Below are 25,454 nucleotides of genomic sequence, written 5' to 3' on the forward strand. Positions count from 1 at the left end.
GGCTGGTGAGGCTTTTGCTTGAAGCGCGCTCGCCACGGACTCGTGGGGAGGCCCGGTTCAGGAGGACGCGACGTGACAGCCTGTCGTCAAAGGCGGAGTCGGAGCTGGCGGGGGATGGGGCTCGCGGTGTTGCTGCTCGCGAGCTGCGACGCCTCCGTGCCCCGGGCACGCGTGCTGCCTGGACCGGACGCAGCGCGCCCGGTGGATCCGCAGGACGTCCTGTGCCGCTCCCAGTCGCGCGACCCGGGTCGCGTCACCCTGCACCGCCTCAACCGCGCCGAATACGACAACACCGTGCGCGACCTGCTGGGCGACACGAGCGCGCCCGCGCGCGACTTCCCACCGGACGACCACGGCTTCGGCTTCGACAACAACGCGGACGTGCTCAGCATGTCCCCGCTGTTGATGGAGAAGTATTCGCACGCGGCGGAGCAGCTGGTGGAGCGCGCGTGGGCGAAGGGCACGCTGCGCACCTGTGCGCTGGACACCGGGGCGCCGGAGGCGTGCGCGCGCGACCTGCTGCGGACCTTCGCGCGGCGCGCCTGGCGAAGGCCTGTGTCCGAGCAGGAGGTGGAGGGGCTCGTCGGCTTCATCGCGGTGGCTCGGCAGCAGGGCGACGCGCCGGAGGTGGGGGTGAAGCTGGCCCTGCGCTCGGTGCTGGTGTCGCCGCACTTCCTCTTCCGCGTGGAGCTGGACCCCGTGTCCCCGTCCCACGCGCAGCACCCCATCAGCGACCTGGAGCTGGCCAGCCGCCTGTCGTACTTCCTCTGGAGCAGCATGCCGGATGAAGCGCTGCTGACGGCAGCGGAGGGCGGTCGGCTGCGCGACCCCGCGGTGCTGGAGGCGCAGGTGCGGCGCATGCTGGCGGACCCCAAGGCCCGGGCGCTGGTGGACAACTTCGCCGGGCAGTGGCTCTACACGCGCGCGCTCGACTTCGCCCAGCCGGAGGCGCGCTACGGCTTCGACGAACCGCTGCGCCAGGCGATGCGGGAGGAGACGAAGCTGCTCTTCCAGGAGTTCATCACCGGAGACCACCGGCTCAAGGACCTGCTGGACGTTCCCTTCACCTACGTGAACGACCGGCTGGCGAAGCACTACGGCCTGCCCCCCGTGGGCACCGACGCGATGACGCGCGTGAGCCTGGAGGGCCACCCGGAGCGCTCGGGCCTCTTCGGCAAGGGCGCGCTGCTCACCGTCACCGCCAACGCGGACCGCACCTCCCCGGTGAAGCGCGGCGTCTGGGTGCTGGAGCAGTTGCTGTGCAAGGGCCCTCCGCCCCCACCGCCTGACGCGGGCGGCCTGGCGCCGGCGGTGGACCCCACGCTCAACATCAAGGAGCGCATGTGGCAGCACCGCGCGGACCCCACGTGCGCGGGGTGCCACACGCTGATGGATCCGCTGGGCTTCGGCATGGAGAACTTCGACCCGGTGGGGCGCTGGCGCGTGAAGGAAGAGGGCGGTGCGATGGTGGACCCCAGCGGGGAGCTGCCCGGAGGCAAGGTGTTCAACGGCGTGGTGGAGATGCGCGCCGTGGTGAAGCAGGACCCGGCCCTGTCCGCGTGCATGACGCGGCACCTGCTGTCCTACGCGCTCGGCCGGGGCGCGGAGCCGGAGGACCACTGCAACGTGCGCGACATCTCCCAGCAGGCCGAAGCCCAGGGCGGCCGACTCACCGACTACATCCTCGCCATCGTCCGCAGCGACGCGTTCCAGAAACGGGGTGGCGAAACGGAAGGTTCCACGCCATGAGCCGCCAGCCTCTCCTGTCTCGTCGGACCCTCTTGCGCGGCATGGGCGCGCTGATGGCGCTGCCCCTGCTGGAGGGCATGCGCCCCGGCGTGGCCCGAGGCGCGGCCGCACCGGCCCCGCGCCGCTTCGCGGTCTTCTACACGCCCTGCGGCATCCACATGCCCAAGTGGACGCCCGCGGGCGTGGGCGCGGACTGGTCCCTGACGCCCACGCTCGCGTCCCTGGCGCCCGTGAAGGACGACGTGCTGGTGCTGAGCGGGCTGGACAACCTGCCGGGCAAGCCCGACGGCGACGGGCACCACGCCGCCGCGACGTCCGCGTTCCTGAGCTGCGTGAAGGCCCTGAAGACGGAGGGCTCCAACATCCGCACCGGCATCTCCATGGATCAGCTGATGGCGAATGCGCTGGGCAAGGCCACGCGCTTTCCGTCGCTGGAGCTGGGCATCGACCAGGGCAAGGGCATTGGCAACTGCGACTCCGGCTACGCGTGCCCGTACGCGAACAACATCGCGTGGGCGGGGCCCTCCACGCCCGTGCCCAAGGAGACGAAGCCCCGCGCCGCCTTCGAGCGGCTGTTCGCGGACTTCGACCCCGACGCCACCCAGGCGGAGCTGGCGAAGCGGCGTGCATATGGCCTGAGCATCATCGACGCCGTGCGCGCCGACGCGAAGGCGCTGGAGGGCCGGCTGGGTACCACCGACCGGCGCAAGCTGGACGAGTACTTCACCGGCGTGCGCGAGCTGGAACTGCGCGTCAACGCGATGGAGGGCGCCGGCCCCACGTGTGGCGCGGGCGTGGCCCCCGTGGACACGATGGACGTGCGCGAGAAGACGAAGGCGATGATGGACCTCATCGTGCTCGCGTTCCAATGCGACCTCACCCGCACGTGCACCTTCATGCTGGGCAACGCGCGCAGCCAACGCGTGTATTCGTTCCTGGGCCTGTCCGGTGAACACCACGCGTACTCGCACCACCAGAAGGCCCAGGCCAACTACGACGCGCTGGCCAAAATCGACAAGTGGGAGGTGGAGCAGTACGCGTACCTCCTCCAGCGCATGAAGGGCGTGCAGGAGGGGGAAGGAACGCTGCTGGACCACAGCGCGGTGTACTTCTCCAGCGAGGTCGCCGACGGCAACATGCACGAGCACAAGAACCTGCCCATCCTCCTCGCGGGACGCGCGGGCGGGGCCCTCTCCCCGGGCCGGCACGTGCAGTACGGGGACGTGCCGCTGGCGAACCTCTACATCTCCCTGCTGAACATGTTCGGCGTGCCCGTGAGCACCTTCGGGGATGGCACGGGACCCCTGACCGGGCTGGGCGGGTAGCGCACGGGAGCAGGCACCCGCTCGGGCACCCCGGGGGCCGCCTGCTCCGTTCACTTCCCCTGCGCGGCGGGGGCGCGGCACGGGATGATGGGGCCCATGCCTCTTCTTGTGCTCCGCCGTGGGCTTGTCGTGGTGTTACTGACCCCGCTGCTCGGCTGTGTCTCCACCGCGACGCCCACGCGTCCCGCGCCTGCCTCCGCGAAGAAGGGCGCGACCACCGCCGCCGCGCGCAAGGTGCCCCCGACCACGACGACACCGACGCCACCGGAGGGCCCCCGCAAGCCCGTGCCGTCCGCCGCCGACCTCAAGCGCGACATGGTGGCCGCGCACAACCAGGCGCGGGCCCAGGCCTCGCGCCCCACGCCGAAGCCCGCGCTGCCCGCGCTCACGTGGTCCGACGAAGCCCTGCGCAAGGCGGAGTCCTACGTGAAGGAGTGCCGCTTCGAGCACAACCCGGACCGGGGCGCGTTCGGAGAGAACCTGGCCGCCGCGACGCCCGACACGTGGACCACCGCGCAGGTGGTGAAGAGCTGGGCGGACGAGTCCGCCGACTACGATTACGCGCGAGGCACCTGCAAGCCGGGGAAGATGTGCGGCCACTACACGCAGGTGGTGTGGCGCAACACGAAGGCGGTGGGCTGCGCGACGCGGCTGTGCACGAAGAATTCGCCCTTCGGGAAGGACGTGGGCACGTGGCAGCTCTGGGTGTGCAACTACGCGCCGCCCGGCAACTGGGTGGGCCAGAAGCCCTACTGACGCCCTGCTGACGCCCTACCGAGCCGCGAGTGTAATCACCTCGATGCCGTCCTTCGTGCCCACCGCGAAGCGACGGTTCGCGGGGTCCATCGCGAACGGCGGAGGGGCCGGCAGGTGGTGGCGGATGCTGCCCAGCGCCACGCCCGTGTCCAGGTCCTCCCAGCGCTGCACGACGCGGCCGGTGGCGCGATCCACCAGCTTCGGATGCTTGAAGAAGTCCACCACATGCGCCGCGTCCACGACCATCAGCGGGCCGGCGGGCTCCTCCAGGGGCACCTCCGACAGCACCTTGCGTTCCGCGAGCGAGTACGTGCCCAGGTGGAAGGTGTCACCGTCTCTGGATTCGTCCACGCGGACGAAGACGAGCGTGTCGCGCGCACCGGAGGCCGCGGACGTGAAGAACAGGCCCCCTTCCTCCGTGTCGGCCAGGAGGTTGCCCTTCTCCAGTGACGTGGGGTCCTCCAGCGCCCGGGACACATCGAACACGGACACCGCGTCCACCGGGTGCCAGATCCACCCCGCGCTCGACAGGTAGCGCCCGTCCGGGCTGAACTGGAGCCGCGAGTGGAAGAAGTCCACTGCGTCATTCGTGCGCTTCGTGAGGCGCTCGCCCGTCGCCACGTCCTCCAGTTCCAGCACGCAGTAGGAGTCCGGACAGTGGGCCAGCAGCGTGCGGCCACTGGGGAGCGTGTGCAGGGCGACGGGGTAGTCGAAGACGTGCGCTTGGTAGAAGTCGCGCTGGAGCTGGCGCATCACCCGGGTGCCCTCCAGCAGCAGCCCCGTCGTGCCCAGCGATTCGTACAGCACGCTGTAGCGCCCGTCCGGGGACACCACCGCGCGGTCGAAGCGGTAGGCGAAGTTCACGTGCGGGTCGAAGCAGGTGCCGTCCAGGTGGTAGCGCACGCCGCCACCCACCGGGTCCACGAGCGCTTCGCCGCTCCAGCACAGGGAGGTCACGGCACAGCGCGTCTTCAGGGTCTGTCTCTGGAAATCCATGGCCCCCGTGACGGGGGCCACCCGAGCACCCTGACGCCCGGCCCCGGAAGGGTTCAGGCCGGGATCATCGTCAGGAGCTGCTGCGCCTGCGCGCGCAGCTCCTTGTCGTCGCCCTTGAGCACCTTCTGGATGTGATACCGGGCCCGCGAGGGGTCGCTCAGGCGCAGGGCCAGCGCCATGTTGAAGTGCGTGGGCGGATCCGCCGGGTGCGCTTCCAGCACCGGGCCGAGCACGCGCGCGGCGAGCGCCGGTCCCTCCCCGGGAACATGCTCCAGGTAGTGCACCGCCAGGTCGTTGGAGGCGCCCGTCTCCGTGGGCGCGAGCGCCACGGCCTCTTCCAGCAGCGCGCGCACCCGGGCGCGCTGGCCCATGACGTCCAGCGCCCGAGCGAGCTGCCGGCGCGTCTCCACCGAACCGGGGTCCAGGCGGAGCACTTCCTCGAAGAGGGGCACGGCCTCCGCAAGCCGGCCGGCGAGCAGCGCGGCCATGGCGTGCAGGCCGATGAAGTCGGGGTTCTCCGGCGCCAGTTCGCGCAGCCGGATCGCGGCGGCCAGGGCGTTCTGCGTCAGGCCGCCGAGCAGCGACAGGTTGAAGACCTCTTCCCAGAGGAACGCGTCGTCCGGCGCCAGCGTCAGCGCGTCGCGCAGCTCCTGCAGGGCCAGCCCCAGGTCGCCCGTCTCCAGATACGCCCGCGAGCGATCCCACTGCGCGCGGTAGGACTCCTTCACCATCGTCACCCTCCGCCGGGGCAGGCCTCCGCCGGAGGACACCCGGATGGGACGCTCAGCCCCGGAACACCTTGTGGAACAGCCGCATGAACATGCCCGACTTGGGCGCGGTCTCCGGGCGGCCGGACTGCTGGTGCTGCGCCTCCGCCTGGAGGTCCAGCTTCATCTTCAGCTTCTTGAGGTCGGGGTCGATGGAAAAGGTGCTGAACTCATCGTTCCCCTCCAGGGCTGTCTGGACCTTGCGCGCGCGGGAATCATTCTGGCTCATGTCACGTCTCCTGACCGAACATCGCACCCTAGCACAGCGGGCCACCCCACCCCACCCTGGCGGCCCACCCCTGTCCGCTTGCCCGCACACCCACCCGCACGCGGATAATCCAGCCCATGCGCCGCCTCCCTCCCTTCCGCGTCCTCTCCGCTGTCGGTCTGCTCACACCGTTTCTCCTGCTCGCCTGCATCCCTGACGGGGACACGACGGATCCCACCTCGGACGCCGGCCTCGACGGTGACGCCGGCACCTCCGGCGACGGGGGCACGACGTCCGACGCGGGGCCCGTGGGGGCCACGCAGTTCGCCACGGACATGCTGGAGGCCCACAACGCGGCCCGGGCCGCCGCGCAGCCCACGCCGTCCCCCGCGCTGTCACCGCTCGTCTGGGACGCCACCGTGGAGGAGGTCGCGCAGAAGTGGGCGAACAACTGCAAGTTCGAACACAACACGGGCCGGGGCAACGCAGGGGAGAACCTCGCCGCCGCCTCGCCGAACAACCTCACCACGAAGGGCGTGGTGAAGGGCTGGGACGACGAGAAGAGCGACTACGACTACGCGAAGAACACCTGCGCGTCGGGCCAGGTCTGCGGCCACTACACGCAGGTGGTGTGGCGCAACACCACCCGGCTGGGGTGCGCCTACAAGCGCTGCACGACCAACTCACCCTTCGGCGCTTCGTTCCCCACGTGGGACCTGTGGGTGTGCAACTACGCGCCGCCGGGCAACTACTCCGGCCAGCGTCCGTACTGACGCGGGCCGGGCCTGGCGCGCGCCTTCAGCGCTTGAGGGTGCGCGCGAGGAACGCGGACGTCTCCGCCCAGGCCGCCGCGGCGGAGCGTTCGTCGTACCGGCCACCGGACGGGTTGGCGAAGGCGTGGTCCGCGTCGTACTCCAGGATGCGGCTTCTCACGCCCGCCTCGTCCAGGGCCTTCTCGAAGGCGCGCACCGTCTCCTGCGGGATGGACTTGTCCTTCGTCCCGAAGACGCCCAGCACCTGCGCCTTGATGGTGGAGAGCTGCTGCGCGTCCGTCACCGGGTGGCCGTAGTAGAGGACCGCCGCGCTCAACTCCGGCACGGCCATGGCGGTGCGCAGCGACCAGCCGCCACCGAAGCACCAGCCGATGCTGCCGGTGCGCGGGGCCTGGATGCGCGGGTCGCCCTTCAGGAACGCGTGCGCTTCCAGCAGCGTCTTCGTCGCCAGTTCGGAGTCCACCGCCTTCACCAGCGCGAGCGCCTCGTCGGGGTTCGCCGCCACCTTGCCGCCGTACAGGTCCACCGCGAGCGCCGCGTAGCCCTCCGCGGCCAGGCGGTCCGTCCAGTGCTGCACGTGCTCGTTGAGGCCCCACCACTCGTGGATGACGATGATGCCGGGCAGCGGGCCCTTGGCGTTCTCCGGCAGGCTCAGGTAACCCTTCGCGCCGCCGGGCAGCGTCACCTCCACGCCCTTGCGCTCGGGCGCGGCGTCCGTGCGCAGGGTGTGCATGGCCTTGAACTCCTCCTCGGAGACGGCGCCCGTCGCGGAGGGCGTGCGGTCCACCTCCGACGGCTTGCCCGTGGCGCAGGCGCCCAGCATCAGCGCCGCCGCCAGCACCCACGTGAGCCTCTTCATGTCCGGCCTCATCGTCGTCGCGTCCTTTCAAGGCCCGGCGGTCTTCGCCTGGGGCCCGTTGCGTGCTCGGGGCCGGGCGTAACGCGGCGGGGGCGGAGGCGCCAGTGCGTCGGGCGTGGAGGTGTCGTCCTGGAACGCGAAGAGGGCCGGCGCGAGGGAGTGTCCCCCACGTCCGGCCCTCGTCTCATCGCTCCGTTACGTGGGAGCGATGGAGGCTGCGGTGATTACTTCGTCGGCGCGGGAGGAGGCTTCGGCTTCGCCTCGGGCTTGCCGCCGGGGGGCGGGCCACCCATGCCGCCGTGCGCTCCAGGCATGCCGGGCATGCCGGGCATGCCACCGGGAGGCGCCTCGGGGGGCTTCACGATCTCGATGAGCTCCACGTCGAACACGAGGGCGGCACCGCCGGGGATGTTCGGGGGCGCGCCGCGGTCGCCGTAGGCGATGTCGGAGGGGCAGGTCAGCTGCGCCTTGCCGCCGACCTTCATCTTCTGGAGGCCCTCGGTCCAGCACTTGATGACGCCCTGGAGCGGGAACTGGGTGGGCTCACCACGCTTGAAGGAGCTGTCGAACTCCTTGCCGTCGGAGAGGGTGCCCTTGTAGTGCACCTTCACGATGTCGGAGGCGACAGGCTGGGCGCCGGTGCCCGCCTGGGTCTCCTTGTAGATGAGACCGGACTCGGTCTTCTGCGCGCCGGGCTCCTTGGCCTTCTCCTCCAGGAACTTGACCGACTTCTCCTTCTCCTGCGTGGCCTTGCGGGTCGAACGCTCGCGGGCGAGTTCCTGGAGCTTGGGACCGTAGGTCTCCAGGTCCACGTCCGTCTTCGCGCCGGACACCTGCGCGCCGAGGCCGGCCTTCACGAACTCCAGCTCCTGCGGGGACATGTCGAACACGCTGATGCTGCGGCCGATGGACAGGCCCAGCGCGTAGAACGTCTTCTGCTCCTCGGTCTGGGGAGCGCCGGCGGTGGCCGCCGTGGTGGAACCCGTCGCGCCGGGCTTCTCGCCCGCGCCGCCCTGACCCTGGCAGGCCGTCAGGCTCAGCATCGCCGCAATCAAGATCGTCTTCTTCATGGTGTAATCGCCTTTCCTTTGGCTCAGCGGCAGCCGACCGCCCGCTGCATGCCCGGGGCGCGGTCTACTACAGAAAATGCCCGTCATCCTCTTGGGAACCGTGCTTTCCCCGGATGGGTGCCCAGGCAGGTAGGACAACCGGCCGCCGGGCCTACAACCGGGGAGGCGGAACGGGATTCCCGGGAAACAGGCCAGGAGCGGGGGTCTGGAGGGTACCCCCTACGGCTTGCGTCCGAAGGCGGCCTGGGACACCAGCAGCAGGACGACGGCGCCCAGGATGGCGCCCAGGAAGCCGGTGGGCTCCGGGTCGCGCCAGTCCGTACCGCGCCAGACGGACGTGAGGAAGCCGCCCACGAACGCGCCCGCCACGCCCAGCAGCGTGGTGCCGATGCAGCCCAGGCGCTGGTTCCCCGGCAGCACGGCCCGGGCGATGAGGCCCGCGAAGAAGCCGAAGATGATCCAGCCCAACAACCCCATGGCACCCCTCCTTCGCGCCCTGGCGCGCGTGCCCCGCAGTCTGGCGCAGGCCACGCGGGGGCGGAAGTCCGGCGTGGGGTCGCATACGCTGACGCGCACCCACCATGAGCCCCCTGCGACGCGCCACCCGGGACGACAACGCCGCGCTGCTGGAGTTGTTCGGCGACGTGCCCATGACGGGCGACCTGGTGCTCAGCACCCAGCGCGCGCCGGACTACTTCGCCCTCTTCGCCATGCAGCGGGGCGAGGCCGAAATCTGGGCCCACGGTGAATCAGCCCGCCTGGACGGCATGGGCGCCATCCACGTGCGCGACGGGTGGCTGGACGGCAGGCCGTGCCGCGTGGGCTATCTGGGCGATCTGCGCACCCGCTTCTCCGCGCGCCGTGCCCGGGGACTCGCCCGCTTCTACGGGCCCGTGCTGGAGGAGACCACCCGGAGCCACGGCGTGGACGTGTTCCTCACCGCCGTCATGGCCTCCAACGCCGCCGCGCTCCAGGCCCTCGTGCGCCGCGCCGCCACGCGCGAAGCCCAGCCGCACTACCACCTGCTGCGCGCCTTCTCCGCCATCTCCATCCAGTTCGTCCTGGGCCGCCGCCCGCGCCCCAGCCGCTTCACCGTGCGCCGCGCCACCGCCGAGGACGTGCCCGCCATGGCCGCGCTGCTGGACGCCGACCACCGCGCCCGGCCATTCGGCTACCGCTACGACACGGGCGAATTGGAGCACCGCTTCGCCCACTGGCCAGGCCTGCGCGTGGAGGATTCGTTCCTCGCGTTCGACGCGAACGGGCGCCTCGTCGGCTGCACCTCCGCGTGGAACCCCGACGCGGTGAAGCGCTACCGGGTGCTCGCCTACCGGGGCGGCATGAAGTGGGTGCGCCGGGGCTTCAACGCACTGGCCACCGTCACGGGCGCGCCCCGCCTGCCGCCTCCCGGTGGGGACTTCCGCTACTTCTACCTGTGCAACACCTGCGTCCCCGGCGAGGACCCGGCCGTCTTCCGCGCGCTGCTGGACGCGGTGTACGCGGCCTTCCACGGCCAGGGCTTCCACTTCTTCACCCTGCAGCAGGACTCCGAGGACGCGCTGGCGCCCGCGCTGAAGGGCTTCCTCCAGCGCCGGCTGGACTTCCACCTGTACGCCGTGACGCCCGCCTCGCGTCCCCCGACCACCTTCGCCCGGGGACGCACCGGCTTCGAAATCTGTCTGCCCTGAGGGGGCTCCCGAGTTAGACGACGCGCGTCTTCCAGCGCCCGCGCCGGAACAGCACGATGCCCGACACGGACATCGCCGCGAACGCCACCGGCACCGCGATGTACGCACCCACCGCGCCCAGGCCAAACGGATGCGCCAGCACCCAGGCCAGCGGCAGTTCCAGCGCCCAGAGGCAGCACAGGTCGATGAGCGTGGGCGTCGTCGTGTCCCCCGCGCCGTTGAACGCGGAGGTGAGCACCATGCCGTACGCGCAGGAGACGAAGCTCAAGGAGAAGATGCGCAGCGCCGTGGCGCCTGATTCCACCACCGCCGCGTCCGTCGTGAACACGCCCATGAGCGGTGTCGCGAAGACGAAGAACACCACGCCGATGGTGCTCAGCACGACGAGGTTGTAGCGGCCCGCCATCCACACCGCCTTCTCACCCCGCGCCACGTCGCCCGCGCCCATGCTCTGGCCCAGCAACGTGGACGCCGCGTTGCCCAGACCCCAAGCGGGAAGCAGCGCGAACAGGACGATGCGGATCGCGATGGTGTAGCCCGCGAGCGCCGTGCTGCCGAACGACGACACGATGCGCACCAGCACCACCCAACTGGACGTGGTCACCAGCGCCTGCACCATGCCCGCGCCCGACAGGCGCACCATCGCCAGCATCGTCCCGGGCTCCAGCGACACGTGCTCCCGCCGCACCTGGAGCCGCCCGTTCGCCTGCACCAGCCGGAAGAGCTGGTAGAGCACGCCCGCGCTGCGGGCAATCGTGGTGGCCCACGCCGCGCCCACCACGCCCATCTCCGGGAAGGGGCCCAGGCCGAAGATGAGACACGGGGCGAGCAGGATGTTGAGGCCGTTGGCCAGCGCCAGCGTGCGCATCGCGATGGCCGCGTCGCCCGCGCCCCGGAAGATGGCGTTGATGAGGAAGAGCAGGAGGATGCTCACCACGCCGCCCATCATCACGCGCGTGTAGCCCACGCCGTGCTCCAGCACCCAGGGCGACCCTCCCAGCGCCGCCAGCAGCGGCCGTGCGAACACGATGCCCGCGATGGCCAGCACCGTGGAGAGCATCACGCCCAGGCCAATCGCTTGCACCGCCGTGCGCGCCGCCCGCTCCGAGTCCTTCTCCCCGATGCGCCGCGCCACCATCGCCGTGGCGCCGATGCTCAAGCCCATGCCGGCCGCGTAGATGATGGTGAGGATGCCCTCCGTGAGGCCCACCGTGGCGACCGCCTCCGCGCCGAGCCTGCCGACGAAGGCGACGTCCACCACGGCGAACACCGACTCCATCAACATCTCCAGCACCATGGGCACGGCCAGCAGGAAGATGGCGCGCCGGAGCGGCAGGCGCGTCAGGTCCATCTCCGTGCCGTGCAGCGCCTCCTTCACCAGCGTCCACAGGCCCTTCGGCGACGCGGACACGGTGGCTTCGGCGACGTCGCGTTCCACCGACGGGGGTGTCTCTTCCACGGGTGCGGGTCTCATGCGTGAGGCCTTCCTACAGGAACGCGGTGGGGGATTGGCGCCCACCGACGCCTACGGCGCTCAACCTCTGACGTCCTGGAGGTGCGGCACCCACCCCTGTCCGTTCAGCGAGCGAGCGTCGGATGCAGGACGGCGGTGTCGCGCTTGGGGGTGACACCCGATGCGAGGGGCGAGGTGTAACTTGCGGCTTCCCGATGAGTCCCTCGATAGCGACCGCTCCCGCCCTGCCCACCGTGGTGGGCCCGCATTTCACGCTGGCCTCGTCCGCGCGCCTGTTGGGCACGCTCCAGGTCGGGCCCGGAGCCGTCATCTCCCGGGGCGCTGTCGTGCGCTCGGTGGGGGGCTCGGTCACGATGGGCGCCTCCTCCACCCTGCGCGAGGACGCCGTGGTGGTGGGCACACCCGAACGCCCGGCCTTCCTGGGGGAGAAGAGCGTACTGGGGCCCCGCTCGCTTGTCATTGGCGCCAGGGTGGGCGCGTTGTGTGACATTGGCGACGGCGCCATCCTGATGCCCGGCGTGACGGTGGGAGACCGCTGCGTGGTGGACGAAGGCTCCGTGCTGCCCCCGGGCATGACGGTGCCGGACGGGTCGGTGGTGTTCGGCCGGCCCGGCCAGGTGCTGCGCGTGCTCTCCGCCGAGGACCTGGCCCGCATGCAACAGCGCCGGGGCGGAAACCTCACCCTTACGGCTCCACCGTTGACCTCTTTTTCCGCGCGGGACCGCGCCGAGGATGCCCCCATGGGCCAGCTCTACGCCTTTCGCGACCGTCACCCCTTCGTCCACCCCACCGCCACCCTCTTCTCCTCCGCGGAGATCTCCGGCGACGTCGTCATCGGCGCGGGCGCCATCATCGGCGCGGGCGTGAAGATCACCGGCGACATGAACGGCCCGGTCCGCATCGGGGCGCGGGTGCAGATATTGGAGAACACCGTGCTGCACCTGCTGCCGGACACCATGCTGGTGCTGGAAGAGGGTGTCGTGGTGGGACCGGGCTGCGTGCTGCACGCGTGCCAGTTGGGCGCGGGCACGGTGGTGGAGCCCGGTGCCATCCTCTGCGAAGGCAGTCACCTGGGCAAAGGCTGCCACGTGAGCGCTGGCAGCTTGGTGAAGGCGCGCGCGGTGTTCCCGGACTACGCGCTGGTGGAGGGCTTCCCCGCGGTGCAGGTGGGCACGCGCACGTCACCGCCGGAGTCGCCGCGCTGGGTGCTGCGCCCGGAGGACCTGCCGGGCCTGCGGCGCATGGGGTGAGGGTGCGGTTGATCCATCGGGTCGGCTCGGGCATCTTCGGAGGCCATGGGCAGGCTTGAGCAGATTGAAGCGATCAGGGCGGTGTTCGAGATCGTGGGGCCGCTGGCCCTGGGGTTGATCGGCGGCACGCTCTTCAAGAAGTTCGTGTTCGCGCGGGTCCTCGGACAGGTGGGGGACCGCGTCGCGGGGGTGGTGACCTCTCCCGCCAACGTCTTCTTCAACGGCCTGAGCATCGGCGTGTTCCTGGGCGTGGCGGCGGCGTGCCATACCTCCAACGCGCCGGAGACCCTGGCGTGGCTCCAGACGCACTTCAGCCTCCAGCCCCCACCGGGGGCGCTGCGAATCGCCTTCTTCGTGGCGACCTTCTTCTGCGGGTACAACCTCGCGACCCTCCCGTCGTCCACCTCCGAGAAGGACGGCGGGCTCCACGTGGATCGGCGCTCGTAGGCAAGCGCGGGGCTACACCCAGAACACCACGTCGCGCTCGGCATCCTCGGGACCCGGGCCCTGCGCGCCTTCACGCAGCCAGCGCCGGTAGGCCTCCACGTCCGCGTGGTGCAGGTCCGCCTCCGTGCCGGAGTACACGCCGCCACCGGGTCCATCCGTGAGGCCCTGGCGCTGCGTCTCCATGATGATGACGTCCTGCTGGATGACCTGCCGCGTGTACCAGCGCACGAAGGGCGTCAGCGCGCGGCCCACCCACGCGCCCGGCAGGTCCACCGGCAACCGGTAGCTGATCGCCGTGTACACGAGCGTGTCCGTGGGCCCGATGGGCGTGCACTGCGAGTTGATGGCGAAGCCGCTGTCACCCCACTGGTAGTCCACGCGGGTGACGTTGGGCACGATGAACTCATCCGTGTGCACCAGTGGCAGGCCGCGCGGGTTGAACAGGCGGCCCAGGCCCGTGAGCGCGTCCTCCTCCTGGAGGTAGGTCATCCGCACGCGGCCCGCGTGACGCTTCACCGTGGAGGGGACGCGCTTGCGCGTGGGGTTGCGGAACCAGCCCCGGTGCACGAAGGACGTGTGCGGCACGTCCATGAAGTTCTCCACTAGGTTCGTCACGCCGTTCGCGAAGCGCGTCACCATGAAGTAGACGGTCCAGCCGCGCTCGCCCCAGTAAGGCACGCGGAAGGGTTCGGCGCGCGCACGCGTCACGTCCGCGCCCAGGTAGACGTAGACGAGCCCGTCCTGCTCCCACGTGGGAAAGCGCGCGAGCCGCCCCAGGTCGCACGGCGCGGGCTTCAGGCCCTCATGCGCGCAGGAGCCCGCGTCCAGCTTCTCTCCGCGCTGCGGTGGTCCCAGCGCCGGAATCTCCACCACCGCGCCGGACGCGTCGTACACCCAGCCGTGGTACGGGCAGCCCAGGCGTCCGTCGAACACGTCGCCCTTCGACAGGCGCGCGTTGCGATGGAGGCAGCGGTCGCGCAGCGCGGTGGGCGCGCCGTCGTGCCCCCGGAAGAGGACGAGCCCCGTGCCGAACACGGTGCGCGCCAGTGGCTTGTTCGCGGGCAGCTCCGTGGACAGACACGCCACGTACCAGAAGTCCTTCAGCGCTCCGCAACGGGCGAGATCCGCCTCTGCCTCCAGATCCACCGCGGGCACCTGGGGACGGTCGTGGGGGTGTCTCATCGGATGACTTCCTTCCGGGTCATGTCGTCGTTCCCCAAGAACCACTCGGACCAGCCCGGTTGACGGTGGAGATCCACGGGCTTGATGTCCCCCGCCCGCTGTCCGAGCGCGATGCACCGCGCTTCATAGCGACGGGCCCCGTGTGTCACGCGCACCGCGCGCACCGGCCCGAGTTGTCCCAGCTCGCGCGCGTAGCGGTAGTGGTGGCCCTCGCACAGCGCTCGCTCTACGGCCGCCGCGATGGCCTCCAGGCGTTCGGTGGGCAGGTCCGTCTCCAGGAAGAGGCGGTAGGACGGCGGCGTCCCCCACTCCGGCGCGAGCATGGCGAAGGCGGGACGGGGTGAGGGCAGTTGAGCGTCCAGCACGGTGCCCACCCGCGCGGCGGAGAGCTTCTCTCCCACCAGGTCCGTCACCGCGTCCGCGCGGCCCAGGAAGCGCAGGCAGGGCGTCGCGTGCACGAAGCCCTCCACGCGGACGAGATCGCCCAGCCGGTAGCGCAGCAGTCCGCCGGACGTGGAGAGCAGTACCGCATAGGTGCGACCCACCGTCAGCTCGTGCGCCAGGAGGGGGCGCGCGTCGGGGCGCGAGGGGTCCATGAACTCGTGGAAGTGGCTGCGCACCGCGAGCACCGGCGCGGGCGCATCGAAGAGCGGGAGGGTGATGACGCCCTCGGTGGCGAGCAGCCCCTTGCCCTGCACCTCCACCCCTTCGAAGCGCCGACAGGCGGAGGCCACCGCGTGCGCGGCCTGCGCGTCCGTCCACATGCTCAACAGCGCGAGTCCTGGCCACAGCGTGCGCGCGGACGACCCACCGTCACGCAGGGCGGCACGCAGCACCTGGGCCCGTGCGGTGTCCCGCGTCCCCTGGAGTCCTCGCAGCAGGGCGTCCCAGCCCGGCGAGTGCTCCGTGTCGGGAAGAGGCCTGCCGTCCGCATCGTGTGCGGGAGGCCGCAACGTGCCGCGCTCCAGGTCTTCCGCCAGCCGCTCCCCGTGCCGCTCCAGTGCGTCCATCAGCAGTGTGAAGAAGCTGGGATTCCACACGCTCACCAGGGACAGGTCCGCGCACCGCACCAGGAACCACAGCGTCACGTAGCGGCACGGCTCCACGTGCGGGGCCTGACCCACCGCACCCGGCACGGCGAAGACTCGGGAGAGCAGTGGCTGCAGGGGACGCGGGAACCACGCGCTGTCCTCGGCGGAACCGACGGGGATGCCTCCTTCGGTCCGGCGCTGCTTGCGGCCCAGGGGGGAGATGGACCAGTAGCTGGGGCCGGCACGCACCGCGGGGCGTCGCAGGAGGACTTCGTGCAGCATGGGCGCGAGCGCACGCTGGAACTCCCCCAGCAGGCCTCGCGTCACCGGCACCGGTTTGGAAGCTCCCGAGGAGCCGCCCGACAGCTCGAAGCGCAGCACGGGTTCGCGCGTGAGCACTCGGACCTCTCCCCGGGCGATGCGCTCCACGTCCGCGGTCATCGCATCCGGCGTGGACACTGGCACCGCGTCCTGGAACTCCCTCGCGGTCCGCACGCGTCCGAAGTGCGCCACCCGGCTTGCCTGGGCCGTGCCTTGCGCTGCTTGGAGCACCCGCGCGAGACACTCCGCCTGTGCCGCTTCAGGTGCTCGGAGCGCATGACGAAAGCGCAGCGCGGACGGCGTCAGCGCCGCGAGCGTCGCGGCCAGCATGGCGCGCGAAGTCAGCACCGGACGGTCCTTGCTCCACACGTCACGTCCCCACGCGGATCCGCGAGGCATCGCGCTCGCGGCGGGCCCAACGGCGAAGCTGTCCCCACACGCTGCGCGCCAACGCCCGCGTCAGGTCCCAGCCACGGATCTCCACCAGGCACACCAGCTCCTCGCCGTCGCCGTGGCCCGGGTTGCGCTCGGCGAAGTAGGCGATGTGCGGATGTCCCGCCGCGTCCCGGTCGATGGGCGAGACACCATCGCGCACGCGGTAGTGCGCCCCGTTGAACCGCAGCGTTCCGCGCCCCGCGTCGTACTGCGCGCCAAACCACCGCGTCGCCAGTCCGTGCAGGAACTCCGAGCGCCCCATGGGTGGCGTCCAGTCCCGTCTCGGGTGCGTGCGCGGGAAGTAGTTCACCGCCAGCAGGTACGTCTTGTATCCGCCCGACAGCAGCAGCCAGTACAGCGGCCGCCACGGCCTGCGCAGCTTGCGCGCGAGCAGCAGCCGGCCGAACACCACCTGCAACGTCTTGTGGCCCCACCAGTCCGGGTGGATGACCGTGTCGCCCGAATACAGCACCTCCGCCCCCTCCTCCTCCGCGAGGCGCACCGTGCTGAACCCCACCAACTCTCCCGTGCGCCGGGCGTGCAGCAGGAACACGTACTGCTTCGCGTCCAGGTCCGCATGGAAGCGCTCCGCGCTCACGCCCACGTAGCAGCACTGCATCAACTCCAGCATCCGCGCCCGTGTGTCGGCGCAGAGGGCCTCGCGCCGCACGGTGGTGCCCTTCATCGCGGAGAGCATCGCGTCAGGGTCCTCCCCTTCGCGCCGAGGGACCAGGCGGCTGGCGCACCTCGTGGTAGCGGTCCGCCTCCAGCGTCACCTCCCGCGGCTCCGCGCCATACCAGTGGACCGTCGCCTTCACCGGCCCCGCGTGGCGGCCCAGGCCGAAGTGCAGTCGAGGATCCGCCGACGCGGAGAAGCCTCCCATCAGCCCCACCTCGCGCACCTGCTCCACGCGCTGGCCGTTCTCTTCGTAGGAGACGACCACCCGCGTGCCCACCGCGCTCCGGTGCGTGCGCTGACCGTCCCCCACCAGCGACAGGCCCACGAAGTGCGCGTCCGGCTTCGCCTCCGTGGCGCTCGCGCGCAGCGTGTTGCGGTACAGCGACACCGGCGCGTGCTGGTTGGTGACGAGCACGTCCAGGTCCCCATCCTCATCCAGGTCCGCCATCAACACACCGCGCGAGTTGTCCGGCGCGTCGATGCCCACCTCCCGCGCCACATCCACGAAGTGTCCCGGCCGCGCATCCCCCAGGTTGAGGTACACGCGCCGCGCCTCGTTCGGATAGAGCACGCGGCCCCGGATGTCGCCCCACTTGTCCGCGTACGTGTGCACCTCCGGCCCTGACTGCATGAGCTTGTGGTTCACGTACCAGTAGTCGTTGCGCTGCCCCTCCGGGATGCGCCACTTCGGCGCGTCCAGGCGCGCGTCCACCATGCCGTTGGCCTGCACCAGGTCCGGCCACCCATCCGCGTCCAGGTCTCCCGCCGCCGCACCCCAGCCGAAGCGCCGCTCGTTGAGCGCACCCCGGAAGGTGGCCTCGTCCTTGAAGGTCGGCACGAAGGCGTCCTCGCCCGGCCCCACCATCCACAGCAGGCTGCCCTCCGCCTGGAGCGAGTGGTGCACGTTGGACACGTACACATCCAACCAACCGTTGCGGTCGAAGTCCGCCACGCTCGCGTTCATGCCCTTGTACGTGTCGCGGCCAACCTCTCCGAAGCGATGGCCCACGAGGTGGCGGAAGTGCCGCCCGCCTTCGTTGAGGTAGACATCGTCCGGGCCGAAGTCGTTGGCCACGTACAGGTCCGTCCACCCGTCGTGGTTCAAGTCCACCGTGCTCACCGCGAGCGACCAGTGCGTCTGCGACAGGCCCAGTGCGTCCACGTCCTGCTTCTCGAACGTGCCGTCACCCCGGCCCCGGTAGAGCGCGTTCTTCCCGCCGTTGTTCGCGTCGTGCCAACCGTCGTGCATGAAGCGCAGCATCCGCCGGTCGCCCGCGGACTCGGGCGCGGGGAGCTGGAAGAGGTTGAGCGGCGTGGGCGTCGGGTAGTCCGGCAGGTGCGTCGTCATCGCGTTGAGCACCAGCAGGTCCAGGTGCCCGTCGCGGTCGTAGTCCAGGAACGTGAGCCCCAGGCTCACCGCGTGGTCCGTCACGCCCGCGGCCTCCGTCACGTCCTCGAAGCCCGCCGTGCCCGTCTCCTTCAGCGTGTTGCGCAGCAGGCGCACCGGCCCGAAGGCCACCGCCACCGCGAGGTCCTGATCCCCGTCCCCATCCCAGTCCACGAAGGTGCCGCCGCCCGCCAGCCCCTCTTGCTTGTAGCGGGTGGCGAAGCGCTCCAGCGCGGGCACCGCGACCCGTTCGAAGCGCAGGTCGCCCAGGTTGCGGTAGAGCCCCGCGTGGTGCTCCGGCGTGCCCAGGGGGTGCGTGAGGAACAGGTCCAGCCGACCGTCCCCGTCGAAGTCCCCGGTGGCCACCGCGTCGCCTACGGCAACCAGCCACTTGGCCACGTGGGCCACGCGCGGATCCAACTCCTCCAGCGTGTGTCCCATCGTGGAGGACAGGCCCGCCTTCGCGACGTCCTGTGAGTCCAGGTGGAACGCGAGCGGCGCGGAGCGCGCTCCAGGCGCGGCCATCACCGCGTGCCCCGTGGCCAGCACCGCTCCCAGGCCGCCCACCACGCCCACGCGCCGGAGCACATCCGGGGACAGGAGCCGTCGCAGGGACTCGCGGCCTCCGGCGCGCCAGGCGGCTCGGGCGTGCATGAACACGAAGCGCGAGGTGGCCACGGTGAGCGCCGCGTAGAAGAACGTGTAGACGCTCTCCTTCAGGTGCAGCACCAGGTCCACGCACGTGATGGCCAGCGCGAGCAACACCTGCGCCCGGGGCGTCCCGGGCGACGTGGCCGGGTCGGTGAGCATGTAGAAGACGAAGATGAAGAACGAGGGCGCGCCCAGCGTGCCCAGGAACAGCACCTCCGGCGGCAGGTGGTGGCGGAGGATGAACGCCCGGAGCGCCGTCTGGAGCGCGTAGAAGGTGAGGAAGCTCACCACCAGCCAGCCCCGGCCCACGCGGAAGAAGAACAGCACCAGCGCCGCCATCACGATGAAGGCCGACAGCGCGACCTCGCCGTTGGCCCACTGGTAGGCGGGCGCGGCGGTGATGAGCTCGCGCGTGACGAGCAGCGACACCGCCACCGCGAACATCGACGGGTTGAAGACGTGCCGCCCCTGGAAGGTCAGCAGGTACTTGGAGCCAATGGCCAGCCACACCGGCAGCCACAACAGCGTGCTCGCGTGCGAGTAGTTGAGCAGCAGCGCCAGCGAGCAGCAGGAGATGTACGCGGAGAGCGGCACCACCTTCTGGCGCTTCAGCACCCAGCCCAGCGCCGCGTCCAGCAGCGTGCCGGAGACGACCAGGAAGGCCATCTGCCCGGGGCTGCGGTTGAAGCCGAAGAAGGTGAAGCCCAGCACGCCGTAGAGTGTGAGCAGCCCCGCGAAGGGCAGCCGAGGGTCGTTCCAACGGGGGAAGACCCAGCCGCCCCATTCCACACGCGTGGCCACAGGGCCCGGCGTCATCGCCACATCCACACTCATGATTGACCGTCCCGGGACACGCGCGGAGCGTGCCGTGCCCGACCCCGGGTGTCCAATCCCCACGAGGCTTGCATCCGACGCCCATGCGTGGAGTCGTAGTCCCCGACAATGTCCCGCACGGTTCCTTCCCTGCCCCGCCGCGCGGCGGTGCCCCGCGAGCTGCTCGTGGCCTCCACTTCGTCCGGGCTGCTTCGCCTGGCCGCCCTGGAGTGGACGGGGATGGCGCTGGGCTGGTTCGTCATGGCGTGGGCTCCCGTGCTCGCGCCGCTGGCGGTGCTCGTCGTCGCGGGGCGACTGCATGCGCTGGGCGTGCTGCTTCATGACGCGGTCCACCTGCCGTCGCGAACAGCGGACTGGAGACTGTGTCCGCTGACGGTCCTGGCGGGCTACCCGGTGGCGTCCACGCTGGAGGCCATGCGCTACCACCACCTGCGCCATCACCGGGACGCGGGCCTGCCGACGGATCCCTACCGCAAGCCGCCGGATGGAGGCCCCTTGCGTACGGCGTGGCGGTGGCTGCTGCTGCTGGGCGTGATTCCGGGCTGGGTGCTGCGAGGCCCGGTGGGACTCTGTGCCTGGGCCATCCCCGCGCTGCGCACGCCTTATGCTCGCGTGTTCCTGCAGGACCGCTCCGGACGCGTGCTGACTCAGGACGCGGAGGTGCTCGCGTGTGCTCGCGCGGAAGTCGGTCAGGTGCTCTTCCACGTGGGGGTGCTGATGCTGGCGCTGCGGTGGCCATCCCAGGTCGCATGGGGGTATGGGCTTCCGCTGCTGGTGGCTTCGGGGTTCAACGCGCACCGGCTGCTCGCGGAGCACACCGCCGCGCCTGCGCACGGCCGGTCGCTGGAGGATGTGCTCGCGTGCACGCGCGACCATGGACTCGGGTGGCTGGGGCGGTGGGGCCTGGCGCCGCACCATGTGGGCTTGCACGTGGTGCATCACCTGCACCCGCACGTGTCGCTCACGCACCTGCCTCGGCTGCGGGCGTGGTACGTGGCTCGCTTTGCTGAGCAGTACCCCCGGCCCCGTCCCTACTGATGCTCTCTGCTTCGACCTGTGTGTTGTTGGTGGTGTTCCTGCTCGCGATCGCGGGCGCGGCGGCGTTCTTCCGGCACCGGCAGAACGCACGAGGAGGAAGGGGTGGGCGCATCTCCGGGCCCAAGCTGGCGTGGCTCCTCTACGCGGTCTTCCTCTGGTTCCTGGTGTGCCCGCTGGTGGCGATGGATGCGTCCGTCCCTTTCGAGGCGCGCATCGTGCTGGGGGCCTTCGCGGTGTCCATGTGGCTGCGGGGCGCGGCGGAGCTCTACATGCTGTACGTGTCGCGCAACTGGCGGCCTCCGTACGGCGTGGGGCATGACCTGGGGTGCATCGCGCTCGTGGGGGCGGGGCTCGTGTACACGGGGGAGAAGTGGGCGGGGGCGCTCGATGGGCGCGATGTGTGGGCGCTGGCGCTCGTGGGACTGGTGCTGGTGAGTCTGGGGGTGGAGGTGGCCTACGCGGCGCTGTTCCACCAGGCCGTCGAGGGACGCACCACCGGCGAGGACGGGGTGTGGTTCGCGGACGCGGAGCAGGAGCGCTTCCGGCGCATCAACCGGCTCACGCTCGCGCTCAACGTGCCGCTGTATGCGGTGCTCGCCGTGCTGCTCGCGGTGGGAATCGGCGGGTGAGGCGTCACACCACGGGCTGACGCCAGGCGCGGGACAGGTGGCTGGGGCCTCGTTCGTTGAAGCGGCGGATGAGTTCCTCACGGCCGTTCTTGCCGTGCGACAGCAGGTACGTGAGCTCCGCGGGCATCAGCGCCTTGACGGTGACGAGTCGGACTTCTCCGTCGGGCATCGTGAAGTGGGCGGGGAGCGTCGGCGTCTCCATGCCCAGCAGCACGCCCACCCGGCCGTCCTTCGTCAGGAGGGTTTCGGGCATCCGCTGCCCGTCCACCTCCATGGACAGCAAGCCCGTCCTCACCTTCTCGCGCACGCCTTCGTGCTCCGCGAGTTCGTTGCCGATGTGCTCCAGGAGCAGTTGCTGCCAGCAGCTCGCCACGTCGGCGACGGGCTCGTCTGTTTCCAGCGCGAGTTCCAGGCCGAAGCCCACGGAGGGTTCCTCCCGGGCCACGTAGAAGTCGGACAGGCCGTCCGTGACGAAGAGGGTGCGGCCCTCTGGCCGGCGGATGACGCGCCAGACCTGACGTCGTGCGGGCCAGCCTCCTCCGACGACGATGGGGATGATGGCTTCCTCATCTAACGTGCCCAGCGTGCGCCAGAAGCTCTCACGAGCCGTCCCCGTCCGCTCGTAGAGTGCTCGGAGCTTGCGACTGTGTTCGCGCTCCTCGGGTGTGACTGAACTGGGACCGGTGACTTCCTCGAACTTCGTCCCCGTGACGCCCGCGTGCTCCAAAGCGTCCTTGATGTCCTCGGAGACAACGATGGCACGCGTCCATCCCCAGGTGCGGAACACCTTCGCGTCTCCCACCTTCGTCGGGTCGATGCGCATGTCATAGATCGACCGGTAGAAGCCGGTCTTCTCGGGGCGCCCGTCCTCCGGCTTCCAGTACGAAACCTCCGCAGACTGTTGATCATCAATGCATTGGATGATCTTCGTGACAACGAGGATGCAGTACGGCTCGGCTTGTCCGTCGACATCCACTGGAATCACCTGCACGGCATCAGGCGCCAACTTTGTGAAGATGTTCGCCACTCGCTGATGGACGATGGGGGCGTTACCGACGCTCGTCACAGAGAATTCGAGTGGAGCGCCAGGATGATAGACAGGAATCCTGAGCCGTTCCTCGGCGACCTGAACTGGGCAACCATCCGCGAACTGCCAGATGTCATCGATCTCCTGTCCCTGGGGGTTCGTCGCCTCGTCCAGGAACCAGCGCGACGGGCTGCTCATGTCATCGAGGAGTTTGAAGTACCGCATCGACATGAATCTTCCCTCGCATCACTGCCGGGTTACCAACGAGTTGAGCAAGGTATCAGCCGTGGAGATCTCCGCGCCCAGAGTCTTGAGTTCCCTCACGAGCGCCTCCCTGCATACCTGAAGACTTCTGCATCTTCCCAGGGCATCGCTCAATCGAGCGTATACCGTTTCATGGTATTGCTTGGGATGAGGTCCTTTGTGGCCAGCAACGCGGACCTTGTTCGCGGGGTCGTCCAGCGACATCCCGGCCCGGTCGAAGAGCTTCTGGAACGGCGGTGACCACGGCCCTCCGTTATGCGTCGCCTCCCACCACTTGTTCGTCGCGATGTGGTGCTCGTAGACCTCCAGCGCCCCTGACGTCGGCCCCTGCGCCGCCATCGCCACCGCGCCCGGTGACAACTCAATCGTCACCACACCGCTCGACGACACCGCCACCGCTCGCACCTGCTCCGCCGCCGCGAGGATGAAGCCTCCCTGCTCCGCCCCCACCACCGCCGCCTGCCCCGCCCCCGGCAGCGTCGTCATCCGCGCCGCCAGCGTCTGCGCCGTGCCTCCCAGCGCCGCCATCATCAGCATCACGAAGGCCCTCGCCGCCTGCTTCCCCATCACCTTCCCGTACCGCTCTCCCGCATCCCGGATGCCTTCGAAGTCCTCCGCCTCCCTCACCTGCTCCGCCAGCAACCTCCACCCCTGGATGAGGCTCCACACCGTGTCCCAGCCCAGGTACCCAATCAGCCCCACCGTCAGCACCGCCGCGATTCCCTTCGACAGCAGCGGCTCCGGCACCATCCACAGTCCCAGGTACACCGCGCCCGTCGTCGCCAGCATCACCACCATTGCTTCAGGGTCCGTCATCCCCTCCAGCGCCGCGGCCGTCTCCTCCCACACCGAGTCCAACGCGATGCGGAAGGCCAGCGTCCGCTTGCCCTCCTCCCCCAGCCTCACCCCCTCCTCCAGGAGGTGCAGGCAGTCTCCCGTCAGCTTCTTGCGCACGCACCAGCGCCCGTACGCCGCTTCCAGCGCAGTGCCTTGCTCCGGCGCCTCCACCACGCGCACGTGCCCCCGCCTCGGGTCCTCCAGCGCCACGAGTCCCAAGGACGCACGTGCACGTGGACGCCGCGTCTCCGGACTCAACAACCGGAGTGCCTCCGTCCTGGGATGCGACGTCACCGGCGCACCGGGGGCCAATCTCCGGACGGCATCCGCGAAGGCCTCGCCGTCCAGCGCCACTGGCGCCGTCTCCTTGCGCGGCGTGTACTCACGGGGCTGTCCCTCTCCCGTGTCCAACCGCCACGTCCGCGACGTCGCACACCCCGTCGCGCACACCACCCACACCAGCACTGCCACCCAGCGCGGCATCATCCTGGTCCTTCCTTGTTCGACGGTCACACCACGGGCTGACGCCAGGCGCGGGACAGGTGGCTGGGGCCTCGTTCGTTGAAGCGGCGGATGAGTTCCTCACGGCCGTTCTTGCCGTGCGACAGCAGGTACGTGAGCTCCGCGGGCATCAGCGCCTTGACCGTGACGAGTCGGACTTCGCCGTCGGGCATCGTGAAGTGGGTGGGGAGCGTCGGCGTCTCCATGCCCAGCAGCACGCCCACCCGGCCGTCCTTCGTCAGCAGCGTTTCGGGCATCCGCTGCCCGTCCACCTCCATGGACAGCAAGCCCGTCTTCACCTTCTCGCGCACACCTTCGTGCTCCGCGAGCTCGTTGCCGATGTGCTCCAGCACCCACTGTTGCCAGCAGTTCGCCACGTCCGCGACGGGCTCGTCCGTTTCCAGCGCGAGTTCCAGGCCGAAGCCTACGGAGGGCTCCTCCCGGGCAACGTAGAAGTCGGACAGGCCGTCTGTGACGAAGAGGGTGCGGCCCTCGGGTCGGCGGATGACGCGCCAGACCTGGCGTCGCGCGGGCCAGCCTCCTCCGACGACCGAGGGAATGATGGCATCCCCATCCAGAAAACCCAGGGTGCGCCAGAAGGCCTCGCGGGCTGTTTCCGTCCGGTCGTAAAGCATCCGGAGTTTGCGACTGCGCTCGCGCTCCTCGGGCGTGACTGAACTGGGACCGGTGACTTCCTGGAACTTCGCCCCCGTGACATCCGCGCACTCCAGGGCGTCCTTGATGTCCTCGGAGACGATGAGCGAACCGGTCCATCCCCAGGTACGGAACACCTTCGCGTTCTCCACTTTCGCAGGATCGATGCGCATGTCGGAGACGGCCCGATACTCACCGGTCATCTCCGGGCGCTTGTCCTCTGGCTGCCAATACTGGACCTCCGCTGACCGCTCATCATCGATGCACCGGATGTTCCGCGTCGCGACGAGGATGAAGTACGGCTCCGACTGACCAGCAACATCGACTGGAATGATCTGCACGTCGTCAGGCGCCAGCTTCGTAAAGAGGTTCGCCACCCGTTGGTGAACAACGGGAGTGGCACATACGCCCGCCTGGGAGAATTCGCGCGGACTTCCCGGATGGTAGATGGGGAATCGGAGTCGTTCCCCGACGCGCACAGGACGTCCGTCGGTGAATTGCCAGGGCTCATCCAACTCACGCCCTTGGAGATCCCTTGGGTCAGCCAGATGCCAACCTCCCCCCGGGTAACCCATGTCCTCGTGAAGCTCGAAGTACCGCCCCGCCATTTTGGGTTCCTCGC

General features: G+C 70.0%; 23 protein-coding genes. 9 read left to right on the plus strand and 14 right to left on the minus strand.

Annotated elements, in window-relative coordinates:
- The first annotated feature begins 114 nt into the window (after positions 1–114).
- The 3 genes from OV208_RS36035 (at position 115) to OV208_RS36045 (ending at position 3,830) form a co-directional block, all read left to right on the plus strand.
- Positions 115–1,749, plus strand: a complete 1,635-nt coding sequence (locus OV208_RS36035; RefSeq protein ID WP_267578464.1) for a DUF1592 domain-containing protein — start codon at positions 115–117, stop codon at positions 1,747–1,749.
- Positions 1,746–3,074, plus strand: coding sequence for a DUF1552 domain-containing protein (locus OV208_RS36040; RefSeq protein WP_267578465.1), 1,329 nt, complete (start codon positions 1,746–1,748; stop codon positions 3,072–3,074). Before OV208_RS36035 ends, OV208_RS36040 begins: the two co-directional genes overlap by 4 nt.
- 96 nt (positions 3,075–3,170) lie before the next feature.
- On the plus strand, positions 3,171–3,830 hold the full coding sequence (locus OV208_RS36045) for a CAP domain-containing protein (RefSeq protein WP_267578466.1): 660 nt from the start codon (positions 3,171–3,173) through the stop codon (positions 3,828–3,830).
- Between the two features lie 15 nt (positions 3,831–3,845).
- Here the strand turns inward: OV208_RS36045 and OV208_RS36050 are convergent, their stop codons facing one another.
- The 3 genes from OV208_RS36050 to OV208_RS36060 all read right to left on the minus strand — a co-directional run bounded on the left by OV208_RS36050 (position 3,846) and on the right by OV208_RS36060 (position 5,822).
- The gene (locus OV208_RS36050; RefSeq protein WP_267578467.1) at positions 3,846–4,787 is read right to left on the minus strand and encodes a hypothetical protein; all 942 of its coding nucleotides are present in this window, start codon (positions 4,785–4,787) and stop codon (positions 3,846–3,848) included.
- Positions 4,788–4,879: 92 nt separating this feature from the next.
- Positions 4,880–5,557 carry a tetratricopeptide repeat protein gene (locus tag OV208_RS36055; RefSeq protein WP_267578468.1) on the minus strand — a complete coding sequence of 226 codons (678 nt, stop codon included), beginning with the start codon at positions 5,555–5,557 and terminating at the stop codon, positions 4,880–4,882.
- 52 nt (positions 5,558–5,609) lie between these two features.
- On the minus strand, positions 5,610–5,822 hold the full coding sequence (locus OV208_RS36060) for a hypothetical protein (protein WP_267578469.1): 213 nt from the start codon (positions 5,820–5,822) through the stop codon (positions 5,610–5,612).
- 116 nt (positions 5,823–5,938) lie between these two features.
- Here OV208_RS36060 and OV208_RS36065 point away from each other — a divergent pair, with 116 nt between their 5' ends.
- On the plus strand, positions 5,939–6,574 hold the full coding sequence (locus tag OV208_RS36065; RefSeq protein ID WP_267578470.1) for a CAP domain-containing protein: 636 nt from the start codon (positions 5,939–5,941) through the stop codon (positions 6,572–6,574).
- Positions 6,575–6,599: 25 nt separating this feature from the next.
- Here OV208_RS36065 and OV208_RS36070 read toward each other — a convergent pair whose 3' ends face one another.
- From OV208_RS36070 to OV208_RS36080, 3 genes are all read right to left on the minus strand, one after another.
- Positions 6,600–7,433, minus strand: a complete 834-nt coding sequence (locus tag OV208_RS36070; protein ID WP_267578471.1) for a dienelactone hydrolase family protein — start codon at positions 7,431–7,433, stop codon at positions 6,600–6,602.
- A 224-nt stretch (positions 7,434–7,657) separates the two neighbouring features.
- Positions 7,658–8,503, minus strand: a complete 846-nt coding sequence (locus tag OV208_RS36075; RefSeq protein ID WP_267578472.1) for an FKBP-type peptidyl-prolyl cis-trans isomerase — start codon at positions 8,501–8,503, stop codon at positions 7,658–7,660.
- 219 nt (positions 8,504–8,722) lie between these two features.
- A complete protein-coding gene (locus OV208_RS36080; protein ID WP_120533858.1) occupies positions 8,723–8,980 on the minus strand; it encodes a GlsB/YeaQ/YmgE family stress response membrane protein in 258 nt (85 codons plus the stop codon).
- Positions 8,981–9,084: 104 nt separating this feature from the next.
- Between OV208_RS36080 and OV208_RS36085 the strand changes: the two genes are divergently transcribed.
- Positions 9,085–10,191: a GNAT family N-acetyltransferase gene (locus tag OV208_RS36085; protein ID WP_267578473.1), complete on the plus strand. Its 1,107-nt coding sequence runs from the start codon at positions 9,085–9,087 to the stop codon at positions 10,189–10,191.
- Between the two features lie 13 nt (positions 10,192–10,204).
- Here OV208_RS36085 and OV208_RS36090 read toward each other — a convergent pair whose 3' ends face one another.
- Complete coding sequence (locus OV208_RS36090) at positions 10,205–11,665, minus strand: MATE family efflux transporter (RefSeq protein WP_267578474.1); 1,461 nt, start codon at positions 11,663–11,665, stop codon at positions 10,205–10,207.
- Positions 11,666–11,859: 194 nt separating this feature from the next.
- On the opposite strand from OV208_RS36090, the gene OV208_RS36095 reads away from it, so the two are divergent.
- Both OV208_RS36095 and OV208_RS36100 read left to right on the plus strand, forming a co-directional pair.
- Positions 11,860–12,915: a UDP-3-O-(3-hydroxymyristoyl) glucosamine N-acyltransferase gene (locus OV208_RS36095; protein ID WP_267578475.1), complete on the plus strand. Its 1,056-nt coding sequence runs from the start codon at positions 11,860–11,862 to the stop codon at positions 12,913–12,915.
- A 45-nt stretch (positions 12,916–12,960) separates the two neighbouring features.
- Complete coding sequence (locus OV208_RS36100) at positions 12,961–13,362, plus strand: hypothetical protein (RefSeq protein ID WP_267578476.1); 402 nt, start codon at positions 12,961–12,963, stop codon at positions 13,360–13,362.
- 12 nt (positions 13,363–13,374) lie between these two features.
- Here the strand turns inward: OV208_RS36100 and OV208_RS36105 are convergent, their stop codons facing one another.
- The 4 genes from OV208_RS36105 to OV208_RS36120 are packed head-to-tail and all read right to left on the minus strand — an operon-like array spanning position 13,375 to position 19,882.
- Positions 13,375–14,544, minus strand: a complete 1,170-nt coding sequence (locus OV208_RS36105) for an aromatic ring-hydroxylating oxygenase subunit alpha (protein WP_267578477.1) — start codon at positions 14,542–14,544, stop codon at positions 13,375–13,377.
- Positions 14,541–16,226: a GH3 family domain-containing protein gene (locus OV208_RS36110; protein ID WP_420715080.1), complete on the minus strand. Its 1,686-nt coding sequence runs from the start codon at positions 16,224–16,226 to the stop codon at positions 14,541–14,543. The genes OV208_RS36105 and OV208_RS36110 overlap by 4 nt, the downstream gene beginning before the upstream one ends.
- Positions 16,227–16,266: 40 nt before the next feature.
- The gene (locus OV208_RS36115; protein WP_267578479.1) at positions 16,267–17,028 is read right to left on the minus strand and encodes a hypothetical protein; all 762 of its coding nucleotides are present in this window, start codon (positions 17,026–17,028) and stop codon (positions 16,267–16,269) included.
- A 4-nt stretch (positions 17,029–17,032) separates the two neighbouring features.
- Entirely contained in the window at positions 17,033–19,882 is a 2,850-nt protein-coding gene (locus OV208_RS36120; protein ID WP_267578480.1) for an FG-GAP-like repeat-containing protein, read from the minus strand.
- Between the two features lie 108 nt (positions 19,883–19,990).
- Between OV208_RS36120 and OV208_RS36125 the strand changes: the two genes are divergently transcribed.
- Together OV208_RS36125 and OV208_RS36130 are read left to right on the plus strand one after the other, a co-directional pair.
- Positions 19,991–20,920, plus strand: a complete 930-nt coding sequence (locus OV208_RS36125) for a fatty acid desaturase family protein (protein ID WP_267578481.1) — start codon at positions 19,991–19,993, stop codon at positions 20,918–20,920.
- The gene (locus tag OV208_RS36130; RefSeq protein ID WP_267578482.1) at positions 20,920–21,549 is read left to right on the plus strand and encodes a hypothetical protein; all 630 of its coding nucleotides are present in this window, start codon (positions 20,920–20,922) and stop codon (positions 21,547–21,549) included. Before OV208_RS36125 ends, OV208_RS36130 begins: the two co-directional genes overlap by 1 nt.
- A gap of 4 nt (positions 21,550–21,553) precedes the next feature.
- Here OV208_RS36130 and OV208_RS36135 read toward each other — a convergent pair whose 3' ends face one another.
- The 3 genes from OV208_RS36135 to OV208_RS36145 are packed head-to-tail and all read right to left on the minus strand — an operon-like array spanning position 21,554 to position 25,440.
- Positions 21,554–22,807, minus strand: coding sequence for an imm11 family protein (locus OV208_RS36135; RefSeq protein ID WP_324291444.1), 1,254 nt, complete (start codon positions 22,805–22,807; stop codon positions 21,554–21,556).
- A 15-nt stretch (positions 22,808–22,822) separates the two neighbouring features.
- The gene (locus OV208_RS36140; RefSeq protein ID WP_267578483.1) at positions 22,823–24,163 is read right to left on the minus strand and encodes an AHH domain-containing protein; all 1,341 of its coding nucleotides are present in this window, start codon (positions 24,161–24,163) and stop codon (positions 22,823–22,825) included.
- A gap of 23 nt (positions 24,164–24,186) precedes the next feature.
- Positions 24,187–25,440, minus strand: a complete 1,254-nt coding sequence (locus OV208_RS36145) for an imm11 family protein (RefSeq protein WP_324291445.1) — start codon at positions 25,438–25,440, stop codon at positions 24,187–24,189.
- Between the last annotated feature and the right edge of the window lie 14 nt (positions 25,441–25,454).

This window comes from Corallococcus sp. bb12-1, from assembly GCF_026626765.1.
In the GTDB taxonomy this organism is placed as follows: domain Bacteria; phylum Myxococcota; class Myxococcia; order Myxococcales; family Myxococcaceae; genus Corallococcus; species Corallococcus terminator.